Raw genomic sequence first — 19,160 nt, 5'->3', positions numbered from 1 at the left:
TCCTTTTAATTGTCAATTATCAGTGACTTATTGCCTAAAAAATGATAGCATTAAGTGCTAGTATTATCTGAACCGTTGGAGTGTTAAGTTATCCCATTCAAAGCATATTAGGTTATACTGTATGACATCTATCCGCGAACTACATAAACAATTAATCACTAAAGAACGTTCTGCTGTCGAAATTACTATAGAAGTATTAGAACGCATCAAGGTGGTAGAGCCCAAGGTGAAGAGTTTTCTCTGTGTCACCGCCAATCGCGCTTTAGAAACCGCCCAAGCAGTAGATAAAAAAATTGCCGCCAAAGAAGAAATTGGACTGTTAGCAGGCATTCCTATCGGTATAAAGGATAATCTTTGTACTGCAGGTATTCCTACCACTTGTGCCTCAAGAATATTAGAAAATTTTATTCCTCCCTACGAATCTACTGTTACTCGTAAATTGCAGGAAATTGGGGCAATTATGGTAGGAAAAACGAACTTAGATGAGTTTGCCATGGGAAGTTCTACAGAAAACTCTAGTTATCAAGTCACTGCTAACCCTTGGGATCTCGAACGGATTCCAGGTGGTTCCTCTGGCGGGTCTGCAGCAGCTGTGGCAGCTGATGAGTGCGTCGTTGCCCTAGGCTCGGATACGGGAGGCTCTATCCGCCAACCGGCCTCTTTGTGCGGCGTCGTCGGATTGAAACCGACTTATGGACTAGTCTCACGGTTTGGGCTAATTGCCTATGGATCATCCTTGGATCAAATCGGTCCGTTGTCAACAAGTGTCGAAGATGCAGCGATTTTATTGGGAGCGATCGCAGGACATGATACTAAAGATTCTACCAGTCTCAATATTCCTATTCCCGATTACACTTCTTTTCTTAAAAAAAGTTTAAAAGGGTTAACAGTTGGTATTATTGAAGAAACCTTTGAAGAAGGGTTAGATCTTGTGGTTGCTAAAACTGTTAATAGCGCTATTGATCAATTAAAAGCATTGGGAGCAAAAGTTAAGAGGGTTTCTTGTCCTCATTTTCGCTATGGTTTACCTGCCTATTATATTATTGCGCCCTCAGAAGCATCAGCTAATTTAGCTCGTTACGATGCGGTTAAATACGGTATTCGAGAAGAAGCAGAAAACCTGTTGGAAATGTACACTAAAACCCGTGCTAAAGGCTTTGGTCCTGAAGTTAAAAGACGCATTATGATTGGAACCTATGCGTTGTCTGCCGGTTACTATGATGCTTTTTATTTAAAAGCGCAAAAAGTTCGCACTTTAATTAAACAGGATTTTAATGAAGCTTTTGGAACCGTTGATGTTTTAGTTTGTCCTACGTCTCCGACCACAGCATTTAAGGCAGGCGAAAAAATCGATGATCCCTTGAGTATGTATTTGTCTGACTTAACGACAATTCCTGTTAATCTAGCCGGACTTCCAGGAATGAGTATTCCTTGTGGTTTCGATAAAAATGGTTTACCTATTGGCTTACAGTTAATTGGAAATGTTTTAGAAGAGGGGAAACTATTTCAAGTTGGTTACGCTTATGAACAAGTCACTGATTGGCATAATCAAAAACCAACGTTAAAATAGTAAATAATCAGTCTTTTATAGCTGATAAAATATACATCTTCAATAAGAACTATTAATTATAAATTAATTATTTATAGGAGACTTTTGAGACAGAATTATTAATTATCTTTAAAGATAGATAGTCAGTGGACTGGAACCAGTCAAAATAAATATCGCCTATCTTGCTACTTATTTAAGGTTGGTAATTTGAGAAGAGCAATCAATTTTTGTTCTCTACTGTTAGGTGAATTATACTTCTCGAAAACTAGGATTAGATTATTAGTATTTTGGGTTAAATATACTGATTATAAATATTGAAAAGTAACACATCTATCGATTGTGGATATCTACTAATTTAAACAGTTATCGCATTTTATACTATGTACATAGTAATGCTGAAAACATTAGTTATGACCTTGGTTTCGCACAACATTGCAAAGTCTAGAATTCTTTATTTTTATGGTTGACTATGGGGAATATATCAAAACTGATAGCGTTTTTTTTGTGAATCATAAGTCAATCGAAATTGATAAAATACTGTAGTATTTACAAAATTTTAAACGCAGACAAAACTAAAAACACGGTAAAGAGGAAAGAATAGACAACAGCAATCATTCTAGCTCTACCGAACTTAGGATAACAAAAGCTTGCTAGATCTTAACATAGCTTAACTAGCCATTAACATTATTGTTAATGGCTAGTTAACTGTCAGAAACTAAAATTACCCTAATTACAAGACCTTTAAAACGTCAATAACAATTCAGTTTTAGTTTTTGTTTTGAGTTTTCTCTTTACAAGAAGGATTGGTATGGGTAAATTATCTACAATAATTAGAAAGTGAAAGTTGTGCGAATCGTTCCAATGACTAAACCCTTATTGCTGTGGCTAAAATCGGGGGCACTAATATAAACTACGCCAGGGGTTACTGTAATATAATTATTGAGCGGAAATTGATAAATTGCCTCCACATGAAAAGAACTATTGCGGTCATTATTTCTTAACCCGTTAGGGAATTTAAGATTGGACTCAGCAACCCAAGGTTCCATCCCAATGATAAATCCGGCGGTATCTCCTTCAACAAAAAGATCAGGAAAACTAACATTTCCCGCCCAGTTCCACGTCCTTTGTTGTCCTCTGCCTATGGGTTCTAAATCTTTTCCTAAATTAATCGCCCCTAAGGTTCTGGTTGTCGTAAAGCCTCCCCAAGCACCTACGACAATTTTCTCATTCAGATGCCAACTAAATTCCACTCTGTAGGAGTTATTAATCGTGTCAAGGGAACCGTCAAAGTGTTCAAAAGTTTTCTCAAGAAACTTGTACATATTAGAACGTTGAGTACCAGTTCCTGAATCAAGATTGTTATGTCCATGCAAATAGGTAAACGCTATTTTAAAATCGTCATGGGGTTCATAAGCCAATTGTCCCATCACACCATAGGGACCATTAAACATCCCTGCACCTAAACGAGGACTCTCACCATCCTTGGCTAAATAACCTCCACTCCATTCAAACACATTAAAAATTCGCCCTCGAAAACCAATCCCTGGCCCCCCGGGCATATAATAAACAGGGTTACGAGTACCAAATGCAGATATTGAACCAAACGCCGCATCCCCATCAAGGAAATTCAGGGTGGGAACGAAGTCATCAAAAGCACCTCCAACTGGCTCAACAAACATCCGCACATTTTCTGCAAGTGCAAAACTATAGATGATCAGTTGTACAGCTAAATCACTCTCATCAGGGTGTGTAAAGCTTGATTTCCCTTCAAATGTATCTGCAATGTCAGAATAATCTGGTGCAGTCCCTGTTGTGAAACGGATATATAGTGAGTCATTCCCATCAAAAGTGGTATTGAATTTCAGTCGTCCCCGATGCCCGATGTTAGTTACCTTAAAGATGTCTTCAGTACCTTCGTTTTTCTCTCCCTGAAAGACCCCCGTTAAACCTGTGATCATTTCACCACTGAAATGACTGGTAACGGAAAATTGATGATTTTCAACAAATGCTACCCGTGATTCTGAATTGTACGTTCTTGCTCCTAAAGCCGCAATTTCCGACTCATACTCTTGTATCATCCTCTTTAATTTTTCTATATCCTGTCTTGTAACTGCAGAATTTACATTCGATAATTTCTCAATGGCTTGTAAACAGGAATCCATTGCACTAACAAGTTCATCACGGGATAGATTCTTGTTTCCTTTCAAAGTGAGATCAGGATACCCCGTAAAGCAATTATATTTCGTTCTCAAGGAATTTAGTGCGTCATAAGCCCAATTTTCTGGGGAAACATCTCTTAAGTCCGCAACATTAGTAATTCGCGTTTGTTGTTCCTCACGAGTACTAACCGTATTTAGTAAACCATCCCTTGATTTTAGTAGTCTTAAGTTCTTGTCGGGAAACTTGGGTAAAGGCGGATTCTGGGAATTACGTGAAAACGAAGTCTGGGAATTAGATGAATTAGGTAAAAACGAAGTCCGGGAATTAGATGAATTAGGTAAAGAGGAAACCTGGGAATTAGATGAATTAAGTAAAAACGAAGCCTGGGAATTAGATGAATTAGGTAAAGAGGAAACCTGGGAATTAGATGAATTAAGTAAAAACGAAGCCTGGGAATTAGATGAATTAGGTAAAGAGGAAACCTGGGAATTAGATGAATTAGGTGAAGACGAAGCCTGGGAATTAGATGAATTAGGTGAAGACGAAGCCTGGGAATTAGATGGAATTATTATCATAATTCCTAGGATGACCAGGGGAAGTTGGACTATGTTTTGAATCTTTAACATTATTTAAATTAACTCTCACACCGGAATTTTCTGTAACGGCCGTTATTGTACTATGTTTTATCAAGAAAAATCCATGCTGTATATCTGTTCAATCAGATAGACTTTATTGTTTCGTCGTTTATCCTGAATTTTGAAAGAAACTAGATTTAGCTAAAATAAAACCAATAAAAGGCTTTTTATTGCACGAATATCAGAGGCTGTTCTTACTAGATCGATACCACCAATATCTATTTATACTCCCTATATATGCTCTCTATCAATATTTACTAAATTTTTATTATTTAACAGCTAACTTGGCTAAATATTAACTATTGGCTATGGTTAGATCAGCGACTAGAGAAGCAAAAACTTTAATTTTTATTACGAATATTGCCTTGGAGTCAACAGGCGAAGTTACTAACTAAATCATTGACACCATTTCTGCGTTGCTCGTTCTCTTAAAAGTCTACGGAATGACGGAATTAGGACGGCATGAATTACCGCAATTGTTAAACCGCACTTAGGAGATGGACAGGTGAAGTGGAGTTTGAAACATCAAGAAAAAACTATGGAAAAATAATATTCAATTTAGATTTTATTGTCTGAGATATCTTCTAGAATACTGGTTAGCTAGTACGATTATTGCCTATAAACCAACTATTGGTGGTTTACATAAAAACAATGAAGTTTAAACAACTTTCAATATCATTGGCCTTAGCTGGTGGGAGTCTTTTTATACCTGCCTCCCTAATCAATAAGCAGGTCGGTGCAGATGAAGGAGCTGCACTGTCAAAGGCAGAAACTACAAAAACCTCTACTTTTTCCATTACGCCAGCTATTTTAGAAGAAGCTAGCCCAATGGACAAAACAACTCCGGTAGAAATTAAAGTATTAGCAACGCGCTTAGTACTGAAATTAAAAGAGCGTAAGGTTTACGCCTATCAAGATGATCAACTGTTAGCTAGTTATCTAGTAGCGATCGGTAAAAAAGGGTGGGAAACCCCACAAGGGAAATTTGAAATCACTCAAATGATAAAAAACCCAAAATGGGAAAATCCTTGGAACGGGAAAATAAGTGCGCCGGGGCCAAACAGTCCCCTCGGAGAACGTTGGATCGGCTTTTGGACGAACGGAAAGGATTATATTGGGTTTCATGGAACCCCTGGGGAACATTTGATAGGTCAAGCAGTTTCTCACGGTTGTGTTCGGATGAGAAATGCTGATGTAAAAGCTTTATTTAAATTGGTAGATAAAGGAATTCCGGTGATTGTTCAACCATAGGGTGACGCGCAAAGTTAAACTCGTAAGGGAGGGAGATAGAAAAAACTAATTGTTCATCGTGCAATTAATTGTCTCTATCCCTCGCTTAATGTGTTTAGTTAGAATATTATTATGGCTGGCGTTGCTCAATCTTCTTACACTGAAACTCAAATTTCTGCTTGGTTACGAGGTTTACTAACTATTGCCTGGGCTGACGGGCATTATGATCCCGAAGAACAAGATTTAATCTCTCAACTCACTCATGATTTAGCTTTAGACAATATAACGGATGTAGCTTTCAAAGCGATCACTCCTAAAAAATTAGCCAGAGCACTAGGTCCTGACGAAAATACTGCCGAAAATTTCTTAAGAACTGCCGTTTTAGTGGCAATTGCCGATGGAATTTACTCCCCCCCCGAAGCTGAGTTATTGCATCAGTTTAGCGATGCTTTAGGGCTCAAGGTAGAAGCCCTCAAATCCCTAGAACATACCTTGTGCAGTTCTCTGAACGAACACTCACAAGCACAGGCTGACGGGGCAGCTGTTTCTTTATCAAGTCCTCCTCATCCCCATCCCGATCTCCTACATCCCCTCAAGGATTGGCTCGATGGAATGGATATTAATGACCCTCGCCTTGCTAGATTTATTTGTAAAATGGTCCCTTCTCAATGTCCCTTTGAGCGAGACGTTAAGCTTTTTGGACATAAAATTGTTCATATTCCTGCTTTATGTAAGCTTAACCCCCTCTATGAACAATTAGTCGGGTTGCGTTTTCGTGCTTTATGCTATTTGTCTGATGATTGTAAAGAGGATATTTCAGAGTACGTTTAAAAAAAGTAAACGATAAACTTAGATAGGGGTCGACGGGTGTTGACCCTTAAGAAGGGTACAGATAAGAACTTACAACGATAATTTTTATGCAATTTATTGATCGCGCTGAGATTGAAGTTGAAGCAGGCAAAGGAGGGGATGGTATAGTTGCCTTCCGACGAGAAAAATATGTTCCTGCTGGAGGACCGGCAGGAGGTAATGGGGGATGGGGAGGCTCAGTTATTCTCGTAGCCAATTCAAACTTACAAACTTTACTGGACTTCTCTTATTCACGTAATTTTAAGGCCGATGATGGGAAGCGAGGCGGACCTAGCAACCGCACAGGAGCTAATGGCAAAAATTGTATAATAGAAGTTCCCTGTGGAACTATTATCTACGATCTGGAAACAGAAGAAATTTTGGGAGATTTGATAGAAAAGGGACAAATACTCTGTGTAGTGGCTGGAGGTAAGGGAGGATTGGGCAATAAACACTTCCTCAGTAACCAAAATCGTGCCCCTGACTATGCTCTCGATGGACTCCCAGGAGAACATCGCTGGTTGCGTCTCGAACTAAAATTACTAGCCGAAGTGGGGATTATCGGCTTACCTAATGCAGGGAAATCTACCTTGATGGCTGCATTGTCGGCAGCACGTCCTAAAATTGCTGACTATCCTTTTACTACTCTGGTTCCCAATTTAGGAGTGGTGCGTAAACCTACAGGAGACGGGACAGTATTTGCGGACATTCCAGGGTTAATTGAAGGGGCTCATGAAGGAGTCGGGTTAGGACATGAATTTTTGCGTCATATTGAACGAACTCGTCTGTTATTGCATTTAGTAGATGTAACTTCTATCGATCCGATCGCTGATTATCAGATTATTCAAGAAGAATTAAACGCTTATGGTAGAGGATTAAGCGATCGGCCCCAGATTATTGCTCTTAATAAAGTAGATGCGGCAGATGAAGAAACTATTCAAACCATTAAAACAGAATTGGGAAATCTTAATTCATCCCCAATTATCACTATTTCTGCAGTAACACGAACGAGATTAGAGGAACTTCTTCAAATCGTTTGGCAAACCCTAGATTAGGAAAAGATTTATCGATTTCTCATTGCTTTAATCTTTAACTAAGCTAAATCCATAATTCTTAAAAACATTTTTTACTTTCTCACTAAAAAGAAACTCTGTGAACTTTTTAGCTTCTTCTGGATGTTTGCTCTGTCTAATGACAGAAATAGGATAAATAATTGGAGAATGATAACTTTCAGGAGCTATATCTACTATTTTAACTTTATCAGAAACTCTGACATCAGTTTCATAAACTAATCCTGCATCAACATTACCTGTCTCTACATAAAATAAAATCTGACGGGTATTTTTTCCGAAAACTAACTTAGAATCAATTTTTTTGTATAGTTCTAAGGAACTTAAAACTTCTTTTCCATACTGTCCGGCAGGAACACTGGCTGGGTCTCCTAAAGCAACTTTTTTAAACTCAGCCTTGTTTAAGTTATTAAAAGTTACATTATTAACTGTCTCTTTAAGAGTAATTAAAACAATTCTATTTTTTAGTAAATCTTGTCGAGTTTCTGTTAACAATAGCTTTTTTCTTTGCAGAGCATTCATCTGTTTAGGAGCTGCAGAAAGAAAAACATCAGTTGGCGCACCCTGTTCAATTTGTTGCTGCAACGAACCAGAAGAACCGAAATTATAGTTAATATTAACATTTGGGGTTTCCTTTCGATAAAGGACTCGAATATCTTTCATTGCATCTTGAACACTAGATGCAGCTGAGATAGTTAAATCAATTTTATGTTGTTTTTTGTTTGTACAAGCCGTCGTCAAAATTGCCAAGTTAAAAGCTATAAATTTTCTTCTATTTATGATCATAATTTATTTTTTAATCTCCTAAAATAATTAACTTGACAAGTTATGTGTTTGAGAACAAAAAAAGTAGAAAATAGTATTTCTTCTTTAAAAGAATTTAGCAAAAAAATTACTTTTTATGAAGACTAAGTAATCTTTGCCTTTAAAATCAATAATAACATATCTTGCTTAAATCAATAACTTTTAAGTTATTGATTTATACTTGTTTTATTGTGAATAAACAACAAGGAATGTAGCTTTTTCTGGAAAAAATTAAATTAATTAGTTTGCATTTATTAAATTTAATTACAGATTTATTCTAATGAGAAAAAAATATTGGCTCAAATCATCAAGTTATAGTTACACCTATCTGTATAGATGGTAATCTATACAGATAAAACCAAAATTAAAGTTTATTTAATACTGAAATCAAAGTGTGATTACTTAAATTGATTGGAAAACAAGAATCAAGTTTTGCTAGACTTTATGAAGCAAAAGTCTTCAAAAAAGAAGAAGGGTTTAAGGTTTGCTCTTAACCAAGAGATAACCCTCAAAATACTAGCAACGCCCTTTTTAACCGATAACAGTATAGAAGGAAGGTTAAGCATGATCAAAATTGCTGTTCCCAAGGAAAGTGAAATAGGAGAATTGCGAGTAGCTCTAGTTCCCGATACCGTCGCTCGTTTTATCAAATTAGGGTTTGAAGTATTAGTTCAATCGGGGGCAGGACTCGGAGGTCATTTTACCGATGCTGAATATACAGCAGCCGGAGCACAGATCATTAGTTCTCCAGAACAATTATGGGGAAAAGCAGATATCCTCCTCAAAGTTGCTCCTCCAGGGGAACAGCATGGAAAAATGGAAATGGATTGGCTTAAATCAGGAGCTAAGATAATCAGTTTTCTTGATCCCCTGGGAAACCCAGAAAAAATTCAAGAATTGGCACAGCGTCAAATCACTGCCTTTAGCATGGAGTTAATCCCTCGTACTAGTCGCGCTCAAAGTATGGATGCTTTGTCGTCTCAAGCAAATATTGCCGGTTATAAATCTGTTCTAATCGCTTCAGCTTCTCTGCCACGAATGTTTCCAATGATGACAACAGCGGCCGGAACCATTCCGCCCGCCAAAGTTTTAGTGATTGGGGCAGGAGTTGCCGGACTACAAGCCATCGCCACTGCACGTCGTTTAGGAGCTTTAGTAGAAGCGTTTGATATTCGTCCCGCCGTCAAAGAGGAAGTACAAAGTGTTGGAGCTAAATTTGTGGAAATTCCTATACAGGAAAATACTACTACCACAGGGGGTTATGCCAAAGAAGTCACCCAAAATACCCAAGAACTTATCCGTCAGGTATTAACTGAGCATGTTAAAAAGTCCGATGTAGTGATCACAACTGCTCAAGTTCAAGGAAAACGAGCTCCCCTTATCGTTTCTGAGGAAATGGTCGCAGAAATGAAAGTAGGCTCGGTTATTGTCGATATTGCGGCTGATCGTGGAGGTAACTGCGCTTGTACTGAACCTGGAAAAAATGTTTGTTACAACGGAGTTCATGTGATTGGTCCCTTGAACTTACCATCTAGTCTTCCCGTTGATGCCAGCCAAGTTTATGCAAAGAATCTCTTGACATTTGTGAAATACCTGGTTAAAGACGGAGTAATGCAGTTGAATTTCGACGATGACATAATTGATGGAGCTTGTGTCACTCACGAAGGACAATTGCGCCATCCCAAAGTAAAAGAAGCTCTATCTAGTTTTGTAAAAGCCTAAAATTAGCCTATCGGGAAGGAAAAAAGCGACAATTTTAACAGATCAAGTTTAGAGTTTTTTTATCTCAACATCGTAATCCTGAATCCTGCTTAGGAGTGAAATTATTTATGACAACTGGACTGTTGGTTGGTTTAGTGGTATTCGTTTTAGCCTCATTTGTCGGGTTTGAGGTAATTAATAAAGTTCCCCCCACTCTGCATACTCCTCTAATGTCAGGGGCTAATGCAATTTCAGGTATTGCTGTTGTTGGGGCGTTATTGATTTCTGGTCCTAAAGAGTGGAGTCTTACTGTTGTTTTGGGCTTAATTGCCGTTGTCCTCGCTACCATTAACGTTGTGGGTGGTTTTTTAGTGACTGACCGTATGTTGCAGATGTTTAAAAAGAAGGGAGCATAGATAACTGTGAACGATACCACCTTATCTAAGGATATTCTGTCAGGATTAACTACTGGTATTGAATTGGCCTATTTAACCGCCGCCGCCCTTTTTATTATAGGGTTAAAACAACTGGGATCTCCGGCAACTGCCCGTCGGGGTAACATTATTGCTTCAGTCGGAATGCTGTTGGCTATTGTTGCCACCATGATTAATCAGTCAGTGGTTAACTATCAAATGATTTTAATTAGTGTGGTAATTGGTTCCCTTATCGGGGGAATTACTGCCCAAAAAGTTGCTATGACAGCTATGCCCCAAATGGTAGGTATTTTTAACGGGTTGGGGGGAGCAGCCAGTGCCTTAATTGCCGTTGGAGAATTTTGGCGGTTATTGGAAGTTGGGGAGACTATCCCGGTTGACGCGACTATCGTGGCAATTTTAGGGGTTTTCATTGGCGGTATTACCCTAACTGGAAGTTTACTAGCTTTTGGGAAATTACAAGGGTTAGTCAGTGGTTCTCCTATTACCTTTCCCTTACAACAGCCATTTAATCTCCTGCTATTCCTTAGCTTTATTTTCGGTAGTGTTTATCTTTTTTTAGATCCCACCAACATCACTATTTTCTTGGGATTGGTCTTGGTCTCACTCATCTTTGGGGTATTATTTGTGCTCCCCATTGGGGGTGGTGATATGCCCGTGGTTATCTCTCTCTTAAACTCCTTCTCTGGTTTAGCTGCTAGTGCTGCGGGGTTTATTTTAATGAACAATATGCTTATAGTTGCAGGGGCGTTAGTAGGAGCTTCAGGGATTATTTTAACGGAAATCATGTGTAAAGCCATGAACCGTTCCCTTTTAAGCGTTCTCTTTGGCGCATTCGGTGGTACAAGCACTGTTACTGGTGAAAGTTCTGGGGAAACAGCTGATAAAACTGTTCACTCCATTGATCCTGAAGAAGGAGCAATGATGTTAGGATACGCCCGTTCCGTAGTAATTGTTCCTGGTTATGGAATGGCAGTAGCGCAAGCACAACACACTGTGCGCGAATTGGCTAATCAACTTGAAAAAATGGGTGTAGAAGTTAAATACGCCATTCATCCTGTTGCCGGAAGAATGCCTGGTCACATGAACGTGCTGTTAGCTGAAGCAAATGTCCCGTACAATCAACTTTATGATATGGAAGACATTAACCCTGAATTTGATACTGTCGATGTTGCCTTGGTAATCGGGGCGAATGATGTGGTTAATCCTGCTGCCAAAAGCGATCAGAACAGTCCCATTTTCGGAATGCCTATCCTCGAAGTAGACAAAGCCCATCATACTATCGTCATTAAGCGAGGTCTTAGCACTGGATTTGCTGGTGTAGATAATCAACTCTTCTACGAAGACAAAACCATGATGCTTTTTGGCAACGCGCAAGACATGCTATCCCAGTTAGTTGCTCAGGTGAAGCAACTATAAACTGTTTTTGTTGATTGGTGAACAGTTGTTCCCTTCTGATCTGGGGACTGTTCACTGCATTTCATGAACAAAAAAATAGCTGATAGAGAAAAATAAATAAGTTGAAGATAGATCTTTAACAGTAATTTGATTTAATGTAACGCAAATAATTTTTTATGTTTCTCCAAATTATGAGTTAACTATGTTCTTCTTGAAAGAAGAGGTCGTCTCATTAACTTACAATCCATGATCGTTGTCTTGAAATATGTTTCCTAAAACTGTACCTAGTACACTGGTCTTTCTGGCTTCTGCCTCATAACTCGTAACCCCTAACCTCTTCTAAATATGGCAAATCTCAATCCCAATCCAAGTTATAGTATCTCGTTAACTATTGAACTTCCCAACATAGCAGGAACTTTTTCCAACGTTACTCAGGCAATAGCCGGAGCAGGAGGGAGTTTTGGAGAAATTTCTTTACTTGAACATACTCGTGCAATTACCCAAAGGGAAATTACGGTAGATGCTTCGAGTGAAAGACACGCGGAGGAAATTGTAGCAGCAGTTCGAGAAATTCCTAACGTTAAAATCCTCAAAGTCTCTGATCGCACTTTTGAGCTCCACAGCAAGGGAAAAATTATGGTCACCAGTCGTATTTCCATAAAATCCAAAGCTGAGTTGGCTATGGCTTATACTCCAGGGGTTGGACGTATTTGTAACGCTATCGCCCGCGATCACTCTCAAGTGTTTAACTTGACCATTAAGCAAAATACCGTCGCAGTTGTTACTGATGGAAGTGCAGTCCTAGGATTAGGGAATTTAGGTCCAGAAGCTGCCCTCCCTGTCATGGAAGGAAAAGCCATGTTATTTAAAGAATTTGCTGATGTTGATGCTTTTCCCATCTGTTTGGCCACCCAGGAAACTGAAGAAATTATTGAAACTGTTAAACGCATTGCTCCAGTGTTTGGAGGGATCAACTTAGAAGATATTGCTGCCCCTCGTTGTTTTGAAATTGAACGGCGGCTGCGACAAGAATTAGATATTCCCGTTTTTCATGACGATCAACATGGAACGGCTATTGTCAGTCTAGCGGCATTAATTAATGCCCTAAAAATAGTCCAAAAGTCCCTAGAAACAGTACGAATTGTGATTAATGGGGCTGGAGCTGCAGGAGTAGCGATCGCAGCTTTATTACGCACTGCTGGAGCCACTACTATTTGGTTATGTGATTCCAAAGGACTTGTCTCCCATTCCCGCACTGATTTAAACCCTCAAAAACAGGAATTTGCCGTTAATACCAGTGGCTCTTTAGTAGATGCCATGCAGGGGGCTGATGTATTCTTGGGCGTGAGCGCGCCAGGGGTAGTGACACTAGAAATGGTCAAATCCATGGCTAGTGAGCCAATTGTGTTTGCCATGGCCAACCCCATCCCAGAAATTCAACCAGAATTAATGAGTGATGATGTAGCAGTTGTAGCCACTGGACGTAGTGATTATCCCAACCAAATTAACAATGTGTTAGCCTTTCCTGGAATCTTTCGTGGAGCCTTAGATTGTCACGCTAAAACTATCACTGAGCATATGTGTTTAGAAGCAGCTAAGGCGATAGCGTCTTTGGTTGATATTAGCCAACTTGAACGTGAATATATTATCCCTTCAGTGTTTGATGAAAGGGTTTATCAAGCAGTTGCGGAGGCGGTTTGTCGCGCAGCCCGTCAAGATGGAGTAGCTTTCGAATAATTATCTAAAAATGCAGGGGATGATTAAAATATTTTATTTCCCCATTTATTTGATTCTCAATCAACCTTGTAACAAAAATACTTTGATTATTTTTTATTGCTTACAATGACAAGATTTTATCTTTTTAACATTGCTTATATTTGTATTTATTTACTGATTTCTTTGCTGGATAAATATCAGATTAAATTATAGTTAATAGCTCTAAGATTTACTAATCTTAAATGTATTCTATTTGCATTAATTTCTATTGCAGAGATTAAGCAATCCATTTTATGGAAGAGCTTTAATAGGGTGCAGCAATCAATTGACCCCTCAAAAGTAATTGATTAGTCCATGAAACTAAAAATAATAATACAGGTAATCTAATAAAAAATAGGGGTTGAGTAAATCGCTCTAAAATTGGAGCTAATGATAATTTATAAGAAATGAATTATCATTGTTTCTTGTCTTAATAGCGAGGCTACACAAGGGGTTGTAGGTGTAATAATCACCTCAACATCCTTAAAAACACTTAATATCAAGACTAAAAAGTTGAAATAAACGCCCGTGCTACAATAATGAATACACGCAGCGGGGTTGAAATATTGAGTACAAGATCGCAATTTATCCAAATCTAGGTTAGACCCTTCCAAAGAAATAAGAAACTAGCAGTTGCTTTGGCTCTCTCAAATTTAAAAAAGTAGATATTTTTAAAAAAATCTGAAACATTAGTAATTTATTTGACAACTAAAAAGACTTCTAATTTATTTTTTTGAAAAAGCTCTCTGAGATAGCAATTTTAAATTCGCCAATTCCTATTCTTGATATTTATTGACAGAACTCTAGTATAGGATTAGGATAAACTGTATATCTCTTAATCTTTCCTTGTAAACTATCGAATACAACTGTAATGTTTTAGACAGAATCAGCAAAAACTTCAAATTGTTTTTGCTCCTAATAATCGTTCACAAGTTTATTTTTACAGCGAAACCTCACATAAAGCCGCAGAAATTTAACTGCTCCATTAGTATATGAGCCTAGACTGATAAAAACTGATTCAACGGCAACGGATGGGCTAATCTATCTATAGATTTCTTAGCAATATAGGTTAAATTATGAGAGTTAATACTAGCTTTATAATGGCTGTTTTTGATAACAAAACCATAAGTATATTCATCGATGTTCAAAGACCCAATCACTATTACTAACTTTGAAAAAGTTAGTAATAGTGATTGGGTCTTTAGTTGCTGATATATTTTTTACATTAATCTTTGAACCAGCTAAGGTTAGGAACTTCAGTAAAATCAAATTATTTGTTAAAAACATAAGCAACTCCCGCTAACATTCCTGGATTTTATCCCCAATAAATTTGAGAACTGATATGTTTCATCTCAGACAAAGATTGCTTAATAAAGCCTATCGTAAAATAATTTAAATTGAGATTGTGTTACTCAATATTTTTAGAACTTAAGTGATGGTATTTCTAGCTGTTATTTTGTCGGATTCAATGAAGTTAGCTAGAGAAACAGCCTCGAAATCAAGGATGTTCATAGTTGAAAAATGGGAATAGATTCAATTGTTTCTAAAAACTGTACTCAAATGCTCAACTTTTCCTCATGAATAGTTTAGATAAACAGATATATTAATTGTTTTTTTGCTTTTTATTGAATATTTTACTTGATTTTTATCAATAAATTTTTTTATAAGCAGTCAGGAAAATTTAAAGTTAACTATAGAGACAAAGAAACAGTGATTTTTTCTAAAGTTAATATTTCTTAATATAGGGGTTTCTCAATTCGAACTAATAACAGAAAGAACTCAACCAAATGTTCAATAAAACTATCCGCCATTTATTGAGGGACTGAATAAGATTATGATCGACAGATTTACTCATTGTTGTCAATATGCTATACCGAATTGAAAATTCCTAGAAAATTGGCAAATGTGAGAGTAGACAAAAAACGATAATACATCAACAATGTTCAATGAACTATTAATCATACGATCATGACATGAATGATATTCCAGAAGCTTTAAGGGAAACTTCTATCAGTCAAGCCAAAATACAATCAAAACGAAGATTGTTAATGCGAAGCATCCTAGGAATAGGGCCCATCCTAATTTTAGGGGGAGCTTTCTTCATGCGTCTAGTGTCCTCACCATCAACCACATCCTCATCTTCTGCAACCTCGGTTAAACTTTCTCCTGCCCCCAAATCGATTCCAGTGGTTAATCCTTCTCCAGAGCCATTAGAAAATGTTCTTGGACATTTAGAATATAAACAAGCTCCCATCTCAAAATTAAAAGCAATTACTTCTGACGGACGCGTCCGATTGCGCCATAATGCAGCTGAGCAATTTATAGAGATGCAAAAGGCAGCTCGATATCAGGGTGTTATTCTGACTCCTATTTCAGGATTTAGGACAGTTTCTGAACAAAATTACTTATTTTTTGAAATCCAACGGCAACGGAACCAAAATCCTAGTGAACGTGCTGAAGTGAGTGCACCCCCTAACTACAGTGAACACCATACTGGATATGCAGTAGATATTGGCGATGCTAAAACTCCTGCTACCCATTTAAGCCATGATTTCGAGAAAACAGTCGCTTTTAGCTGGCTAAAAAATAATGCTGCTAAGTACAGTTTTGAGCTGTCTTTTCCGCCTGATAACCACCAAGGCATTAGTTATGAACCCTGGCACTGGCGATATGTGGGAGATCAAGAAAGTTTAGAGACTTTTTATAGGGCTAGAAATTTACAACAAACCTCTTCTAACTAAAAGGCAATAAAACTATGACCAATCCTAATTTATCAAACGGTGACGCAACTTTTTCTCAAAAAGAATGGTGGGTAGAACGTTGGTTGGAATTACTGGATTCTTATAGATTTAAGAAACGATTAGAAAGGGCGAGGATTTATGTAAGAGAAGGAAAAATTTTAAGTATTGAATTTAAAGAGGCAAAGGTATTTGCAAAAGTTCAAGGTAGTGATACTAATCCATATCAAGTATCACTTTCACTAGTTCCTTTTATTGATGAAGATTGGGATTATATTATTCAAAGTTTATCTAAAAAAGCAATTTTTTCAGCTCAATTGTTAGCCGGAAAAATGCCAGAAAATATTGAAGAAGTTTTTATTGATAATGGACTTAGTGTCTTTCCTTTTACCTTGTCAGATATTAATGCTTATTGTAGTTGTCCCGATAAGGCCAACCCTTGCAAACATATTGGGGCAGTTTATTATCAGTTAGCTGAGTATTTTAGTGAAGATCCTTTTACAATCTTTAAATTAAGAGGACGAACAAAAGAGCAAATTCTTGACGCTTTACGTCAGTTACGCCTTCAGAAACTTAATCAACATAAAGGCCAAAAATTAATGAAAAATAAGGATGGCTTAACAGAGATAACAAAAAAATCAAATCACCAACTAGAAGAATCTAAAACTTTGGACCTTACTAAATTTTGGCAGTATAAGGGAGGATTGGATTCCTCACTAATCGTTATTGTTCCTTTGTCTGATGATCAAACAGTGTTAAATATTTTAGGAAGAATTACTTTAACTTATGAAGAAGCACGAGTCGCCCAACAGCATCTACAACAAGTTTATAAAAATATGAGTCAATATGCAGTAATGGAAGCATTAAATCTGGAAGTCTAATATAGATAGCAATTAAGAGAATAATTAATTTCAATTATATTTAACTTCAGAAAAAAATGACAACTTAATAGTGTACCTGACAACAATAAAAAATATTTTTAATAGGAAAATCATGTAAACTAACTTTATTGAAAAATTTTTAACCTTCACAGTTTCTAGATGATCTCAATTAGGAGAATGATCAAAAGTAGCAAAAGAATCTTGAATTACAGTATAAAAGCTAGTTTTAGGTTTTCGATGGTTAATGAAAGGATGAGGTTATGGATTCAGTCATATACTTTTTTTATAAAAATGCTAAAATTTAACTTATCTTAACGACTGTAATTATAGTCAAATTGATGAATGCGGAGAGTACCAAAAATTTCACTGAAATTGTGACAGTTATTAGAAATTTAAAGACAATAAAATATCTTTTAATTTAACTAAATTAATAAGTAGACAACAACATTATTTAACGAACAATAATATTAAAATTTTCTTTGGTTAACTATTGTTTGAGCTTTTCAACCCATAATCGTTTGGGGTAATCGCCATAAATCTAAATGTTTTATTAGTGGATTAGCATAGAAATTTTTATTTACTTTTCCTAAGAAATCTAGACTCTAATGAGTCAACTCATCATGACTAACTCGATTAATAGTAAAATTACTCCCCAAAAGAACTCCTTAAGCATCACAAGCAATCAACACTTTAACCTTTACCCCAGCTAATTACCAAGCCTAGCCGCCGGTTCTGAATCGTAGCTACAATTACTACACAAAAATTAATAGGGTTTAACTATGGTGAAAAATTGTTCCTACACTGTTGCTTCAAAAGCTGTAGGAGATCTAATCTAGAATAGACTGGATATTGCTCCATTAGAAACACTAAATAAATGACTTAAATCCAAACTTTTTGGTAAATTCATCTATGTTATCCATCGATAAAAGTATCTGTTAATTGTCTAATATGTATCCACGTACAAGTTAGACAAATAAATATTTATTTTAACTTTATAAGTATCTTTTGGTTAGAAATAAGCTGTAAACTTTAGTAGATGTCATTGTATCCTGAAGTAAAGACAATTAGATTTAAAACGAGAGATCAAGGTTAGTGTAAATATTTTCCAGCATGAAAATTGCTTATTTAGTCAATCAATTCAAGCACAAGTACAACAGCATATTCTTGCGTCTCAAGTAATGATTTGATCGAGGTTTACAAAAGAATTACCTGTTGTTATTATAGAAAGTATAGCCTTAAGTCGGCTAGTTATTAGTACTTACGTGACGGAGATTACTGAATTTGTTGTACCTGAAGACTCAGGATGGTTAATTCCTGCAGGATCGGTAGAAGCCTTAGTGATAGCAATGAAAACTGTCCTAGAAACTCCTGTCTCTCGATTAGAAGAAATGGGAATAATAGAGGCTAAACGAATGGTACAACAACACAACGCAACTCAAGAAGCACAGAAGTTACATCAATTATTTAGATCTGTTTACCTATTTTCTCCCATATTAATTTTATTTTAGCAACCTTATTCTTAGTTCTTTATTTGATTTTATTAATTCCTTATTTCGTATTATTTTTATAATGTTATTTAGCTATTTTTTACTATCAAATGAGGTGAACTAACAAGTTACATCCGAACTTAGTTTAAAGGTTTTAATTCCAGCTGATAATGAAGCGAAGAGTATTGAAAATATTTTTCAATCTATATTGAATCAATTTAATAATCCTGATAAAGTCATTATCCTTGTTGATTATTGTACCAATAATACAGCTGAAATTTATCGTAAACATAGAGTAATGGTAATTGAACGACAAGATAATGAAAAATGGGGCAAGTGGTGTGCTCTTAACTATGGACTAAACGTCATTTAAAAGGCACTGTTAGATGTTGTTATTTTGTGGATGTAGATTGTTATTTAAAATTGGAAAGTATTCAAAAAGTAACTTAAAAAGCATCACTAACAATGA

The 19,160-nt window shown here is 36.7% G+C and carries 14 protein-coding genes and 1 pseudogene; 13 read left to right on the top strand and 2 right to left on the bottom strand.

What is annotated here, in order from left to right:
* Window positions 1-121 precede the first annotated feature (121 nt).
* Entirely contained in the window at window positions 122-1,570 is a 1,449-nt protein-coding gene (gene gatA / locus P3F56_RS01480) for an Asp-tRNA(Asn)/Glu-tRNA(Gln) amidotransferase subunit GatA (protein WP_281152994.1), read from the top strand.
* Window positions 1,571-2,379: 809 nt separating this feature from the next.
* On the opposite strand, the gene P3F56_RS01475 is transcribed toward gatA, so the two are convergent.
* Entirely contained in the window at window positions 2,380-3,867 is a 1,488-nt protein-coding gene (locus P3F56_RS01475) for an iron uptake porin (protein WP_342637177.1), read from the bottom strand.
* A 73-nt stretch (window positions 3,868-3,940) separates the two neighbouring features.
* Between P3F56_RS01475 and P3F56_RS01470 the strand changes: the two genes are divergently transcribed.
* From P3F56_RS01470 to obgE, 4 genes are all read left to right on the top strand, one after another.
* Window positions 3,941-4,324 (top strand): lipocalin/fatty-acid binding family protein, encoded by a 384-nt coding sequence (locus tag P3F56_RS01470; protein ID WP_281153806.1) that lies wholly within the window; start codon window positions 3,941-3,943, stop codon window positions 4,322-4,324.
* Window positions 4,325-4,995: 671 nt separating this feature from the next.
* Entirely contained in the window at window positions 4,996-5,595 is a 600-nt protein-coding gene (locus tag P3F56_RS01465) for a L,D-transpeptidase (protein ID WP_281152993.1), read from the top strand.
* A 111-nt stretch (window positions 5,596-5,706) separates the two neighbouring features.
* Window positions 5,707-6,405, top strand: coding sequence for a Mo-dependent nitrogenase C-terminal domain-containing protein (locus P3F56_RS01460; protein WP_281152992.1), 699 nt, complete (start codon window positions 5,707-5,709; stop codon window positions 6,403-6,405).
* An 86-nt stretch (window positions 6,406-6,491) separates the two neighbouring features.
* Complete coding sequence (gene obgE, locus P3F56_RS01455) at window positions 6,492-7,478, top strand: GTPase ObgE (RefSeq protein ID WP_281152991.1); 987 nt, start codon at window positions 6,492-6,494, stop codon at window positions 7,476-7,478.
* 27 nt (window positions 7,479-7,505) lie between these two features.
* Here obgE and modA read toward each other — a convergent pair whose 3' ends face one another.
* The gene (gene modA / locus P3F56_RS01450; protein WP_405054771.1) at window positions 7,506-8,273 is read right to left on the bottom strand and encodes a molybdate ABC transporter substrate-binding protein; all 768 of its coding nucleotides are present in this window, start codon (window positions 8,271-8,273) and stop codon (window positions 7,506-7,508) included.
* A gap of 588 nt (window positions 8,274-8,861) precedes the next feature.
* Here modA and P3F56_RS01445 point away from each other — a divergent pair.
* The 8 genes and pseudogenes from P3F56_RS01445 to P3F56_RS01410 all read left to right on the top strand — a co-directional run bounded on the left by P3F56_RS01445 (window position 8,862) and on the right by P3F56_RS01410 (window position 19,064).
* Window positions 8,862-10,019 carry a Re/Si-specific NAD(P)(+) transhydrogenase subunit alpha gene (locus P3F56_RS01445; RefSeq protein WP_281153675.1) on the top strand — a complete coding sequence of 386 codons (1,158 nt, stop codon included), beginning with the start codon at window positions 8,862-8,864 and terminating at the stop codon, window positions 10,017-10,019.
* A 107-nt stretch (window positions 10,020-10,126) separates the two neighbouring features.
* Entirely contained in the window at window positions 10,127-10,414 is a 288-nt protein-coding gene (locus P3F56_RS01440) for an NAD(P) transhydrogenase subunit alpha (RefSeq protein ID WP_281152989.1), read from the top strand.
* A gap of 6 nt (window positions 10,415-10,420) precedes the next feature.
* Window positions 10,421-11,851, top strand: a complete 1,431-nt coding sequence (locus P3F56_RS01435; protein ID WP_405054761.1) for an NAD(P)(+) transhydrogenase (Re/Si-specific) subunit beta — start codon at window positions 10,421-10,423, stop codon at window positions 11,849-11,851.
* A 324-nt stretch (window positions 11,852-12,175) separates the two neighbouring features.
* Window positions 12,176-13,567 (top strand): malic enzyme-like NAD(P)-binding protein, encoded by a 1,392-nt coding sequence (locus P3F56_RS01430; RefSeq protein ID WP_281152988.1) that lies wholly within the window; start codon window positions 12,176-12,178, stop codon window positions 13,565-13,567.
* A gap of 1,991 nt (window positions 13,568-15,558) precedes the next feature.
* On the top strand, window positions 15,559-16,326 hold the full coding sequence (locus P3F56_RS01425) for a M15 family metallopeptidase (protein WP_281152987.1): 768 nt from the start codon (window positions 15,559-15,561) through the stop codon (window positions 16,324-16,326).
* Between the two features lie 14 nt (window positions 16,327-16,340).
* Entirely contained in the window at window positions 16,341-17,204 is an 864-nt protein-coding gene (locus tag P3F56_RS01420) for an SWIM zinc finger family protein (RefSeq protein ID WP_281152986.1), read from the top strand.
* Window positions 17,205-18,412: 1,208 nt separating this feature from the next.
* Window positions 18,413-18,712 (top strand): annotated as a pseudogene (locus P3F56_RS01415) (glycosyltransferase); the annotation flags it as partial.
* 136 nt (window positions 18,713-18,848) lie between these two features.
* Window positions 18,849-19,064, top strand: a complete 216-nt coding sequence (locus tag P3F56_RS01410) for a glycosyltransferase (protein WP_281153672.1) — start codon at window positions 18,849-18,851, stop codon at window positions 19,062-19,064.
* Window positions 19,065-19,160 lie beyond the last annotated feature (96 nt).

It is taken from the genome of cyanobacterium endosymbiont of Epithemia clementina EcSB (assembly GCF_029919255.1).
Classification (GTDB): domain Bacteria; phylum Cyanobacteriota; class Cyanobacteriia; order Cyanobacteriales; family Microcystaceae; genus Rippkaea.
Note: the sequence above shows the minus strand (reverse complement) of the source record. Positions and strands in the feature narration are given on the sequence as shown.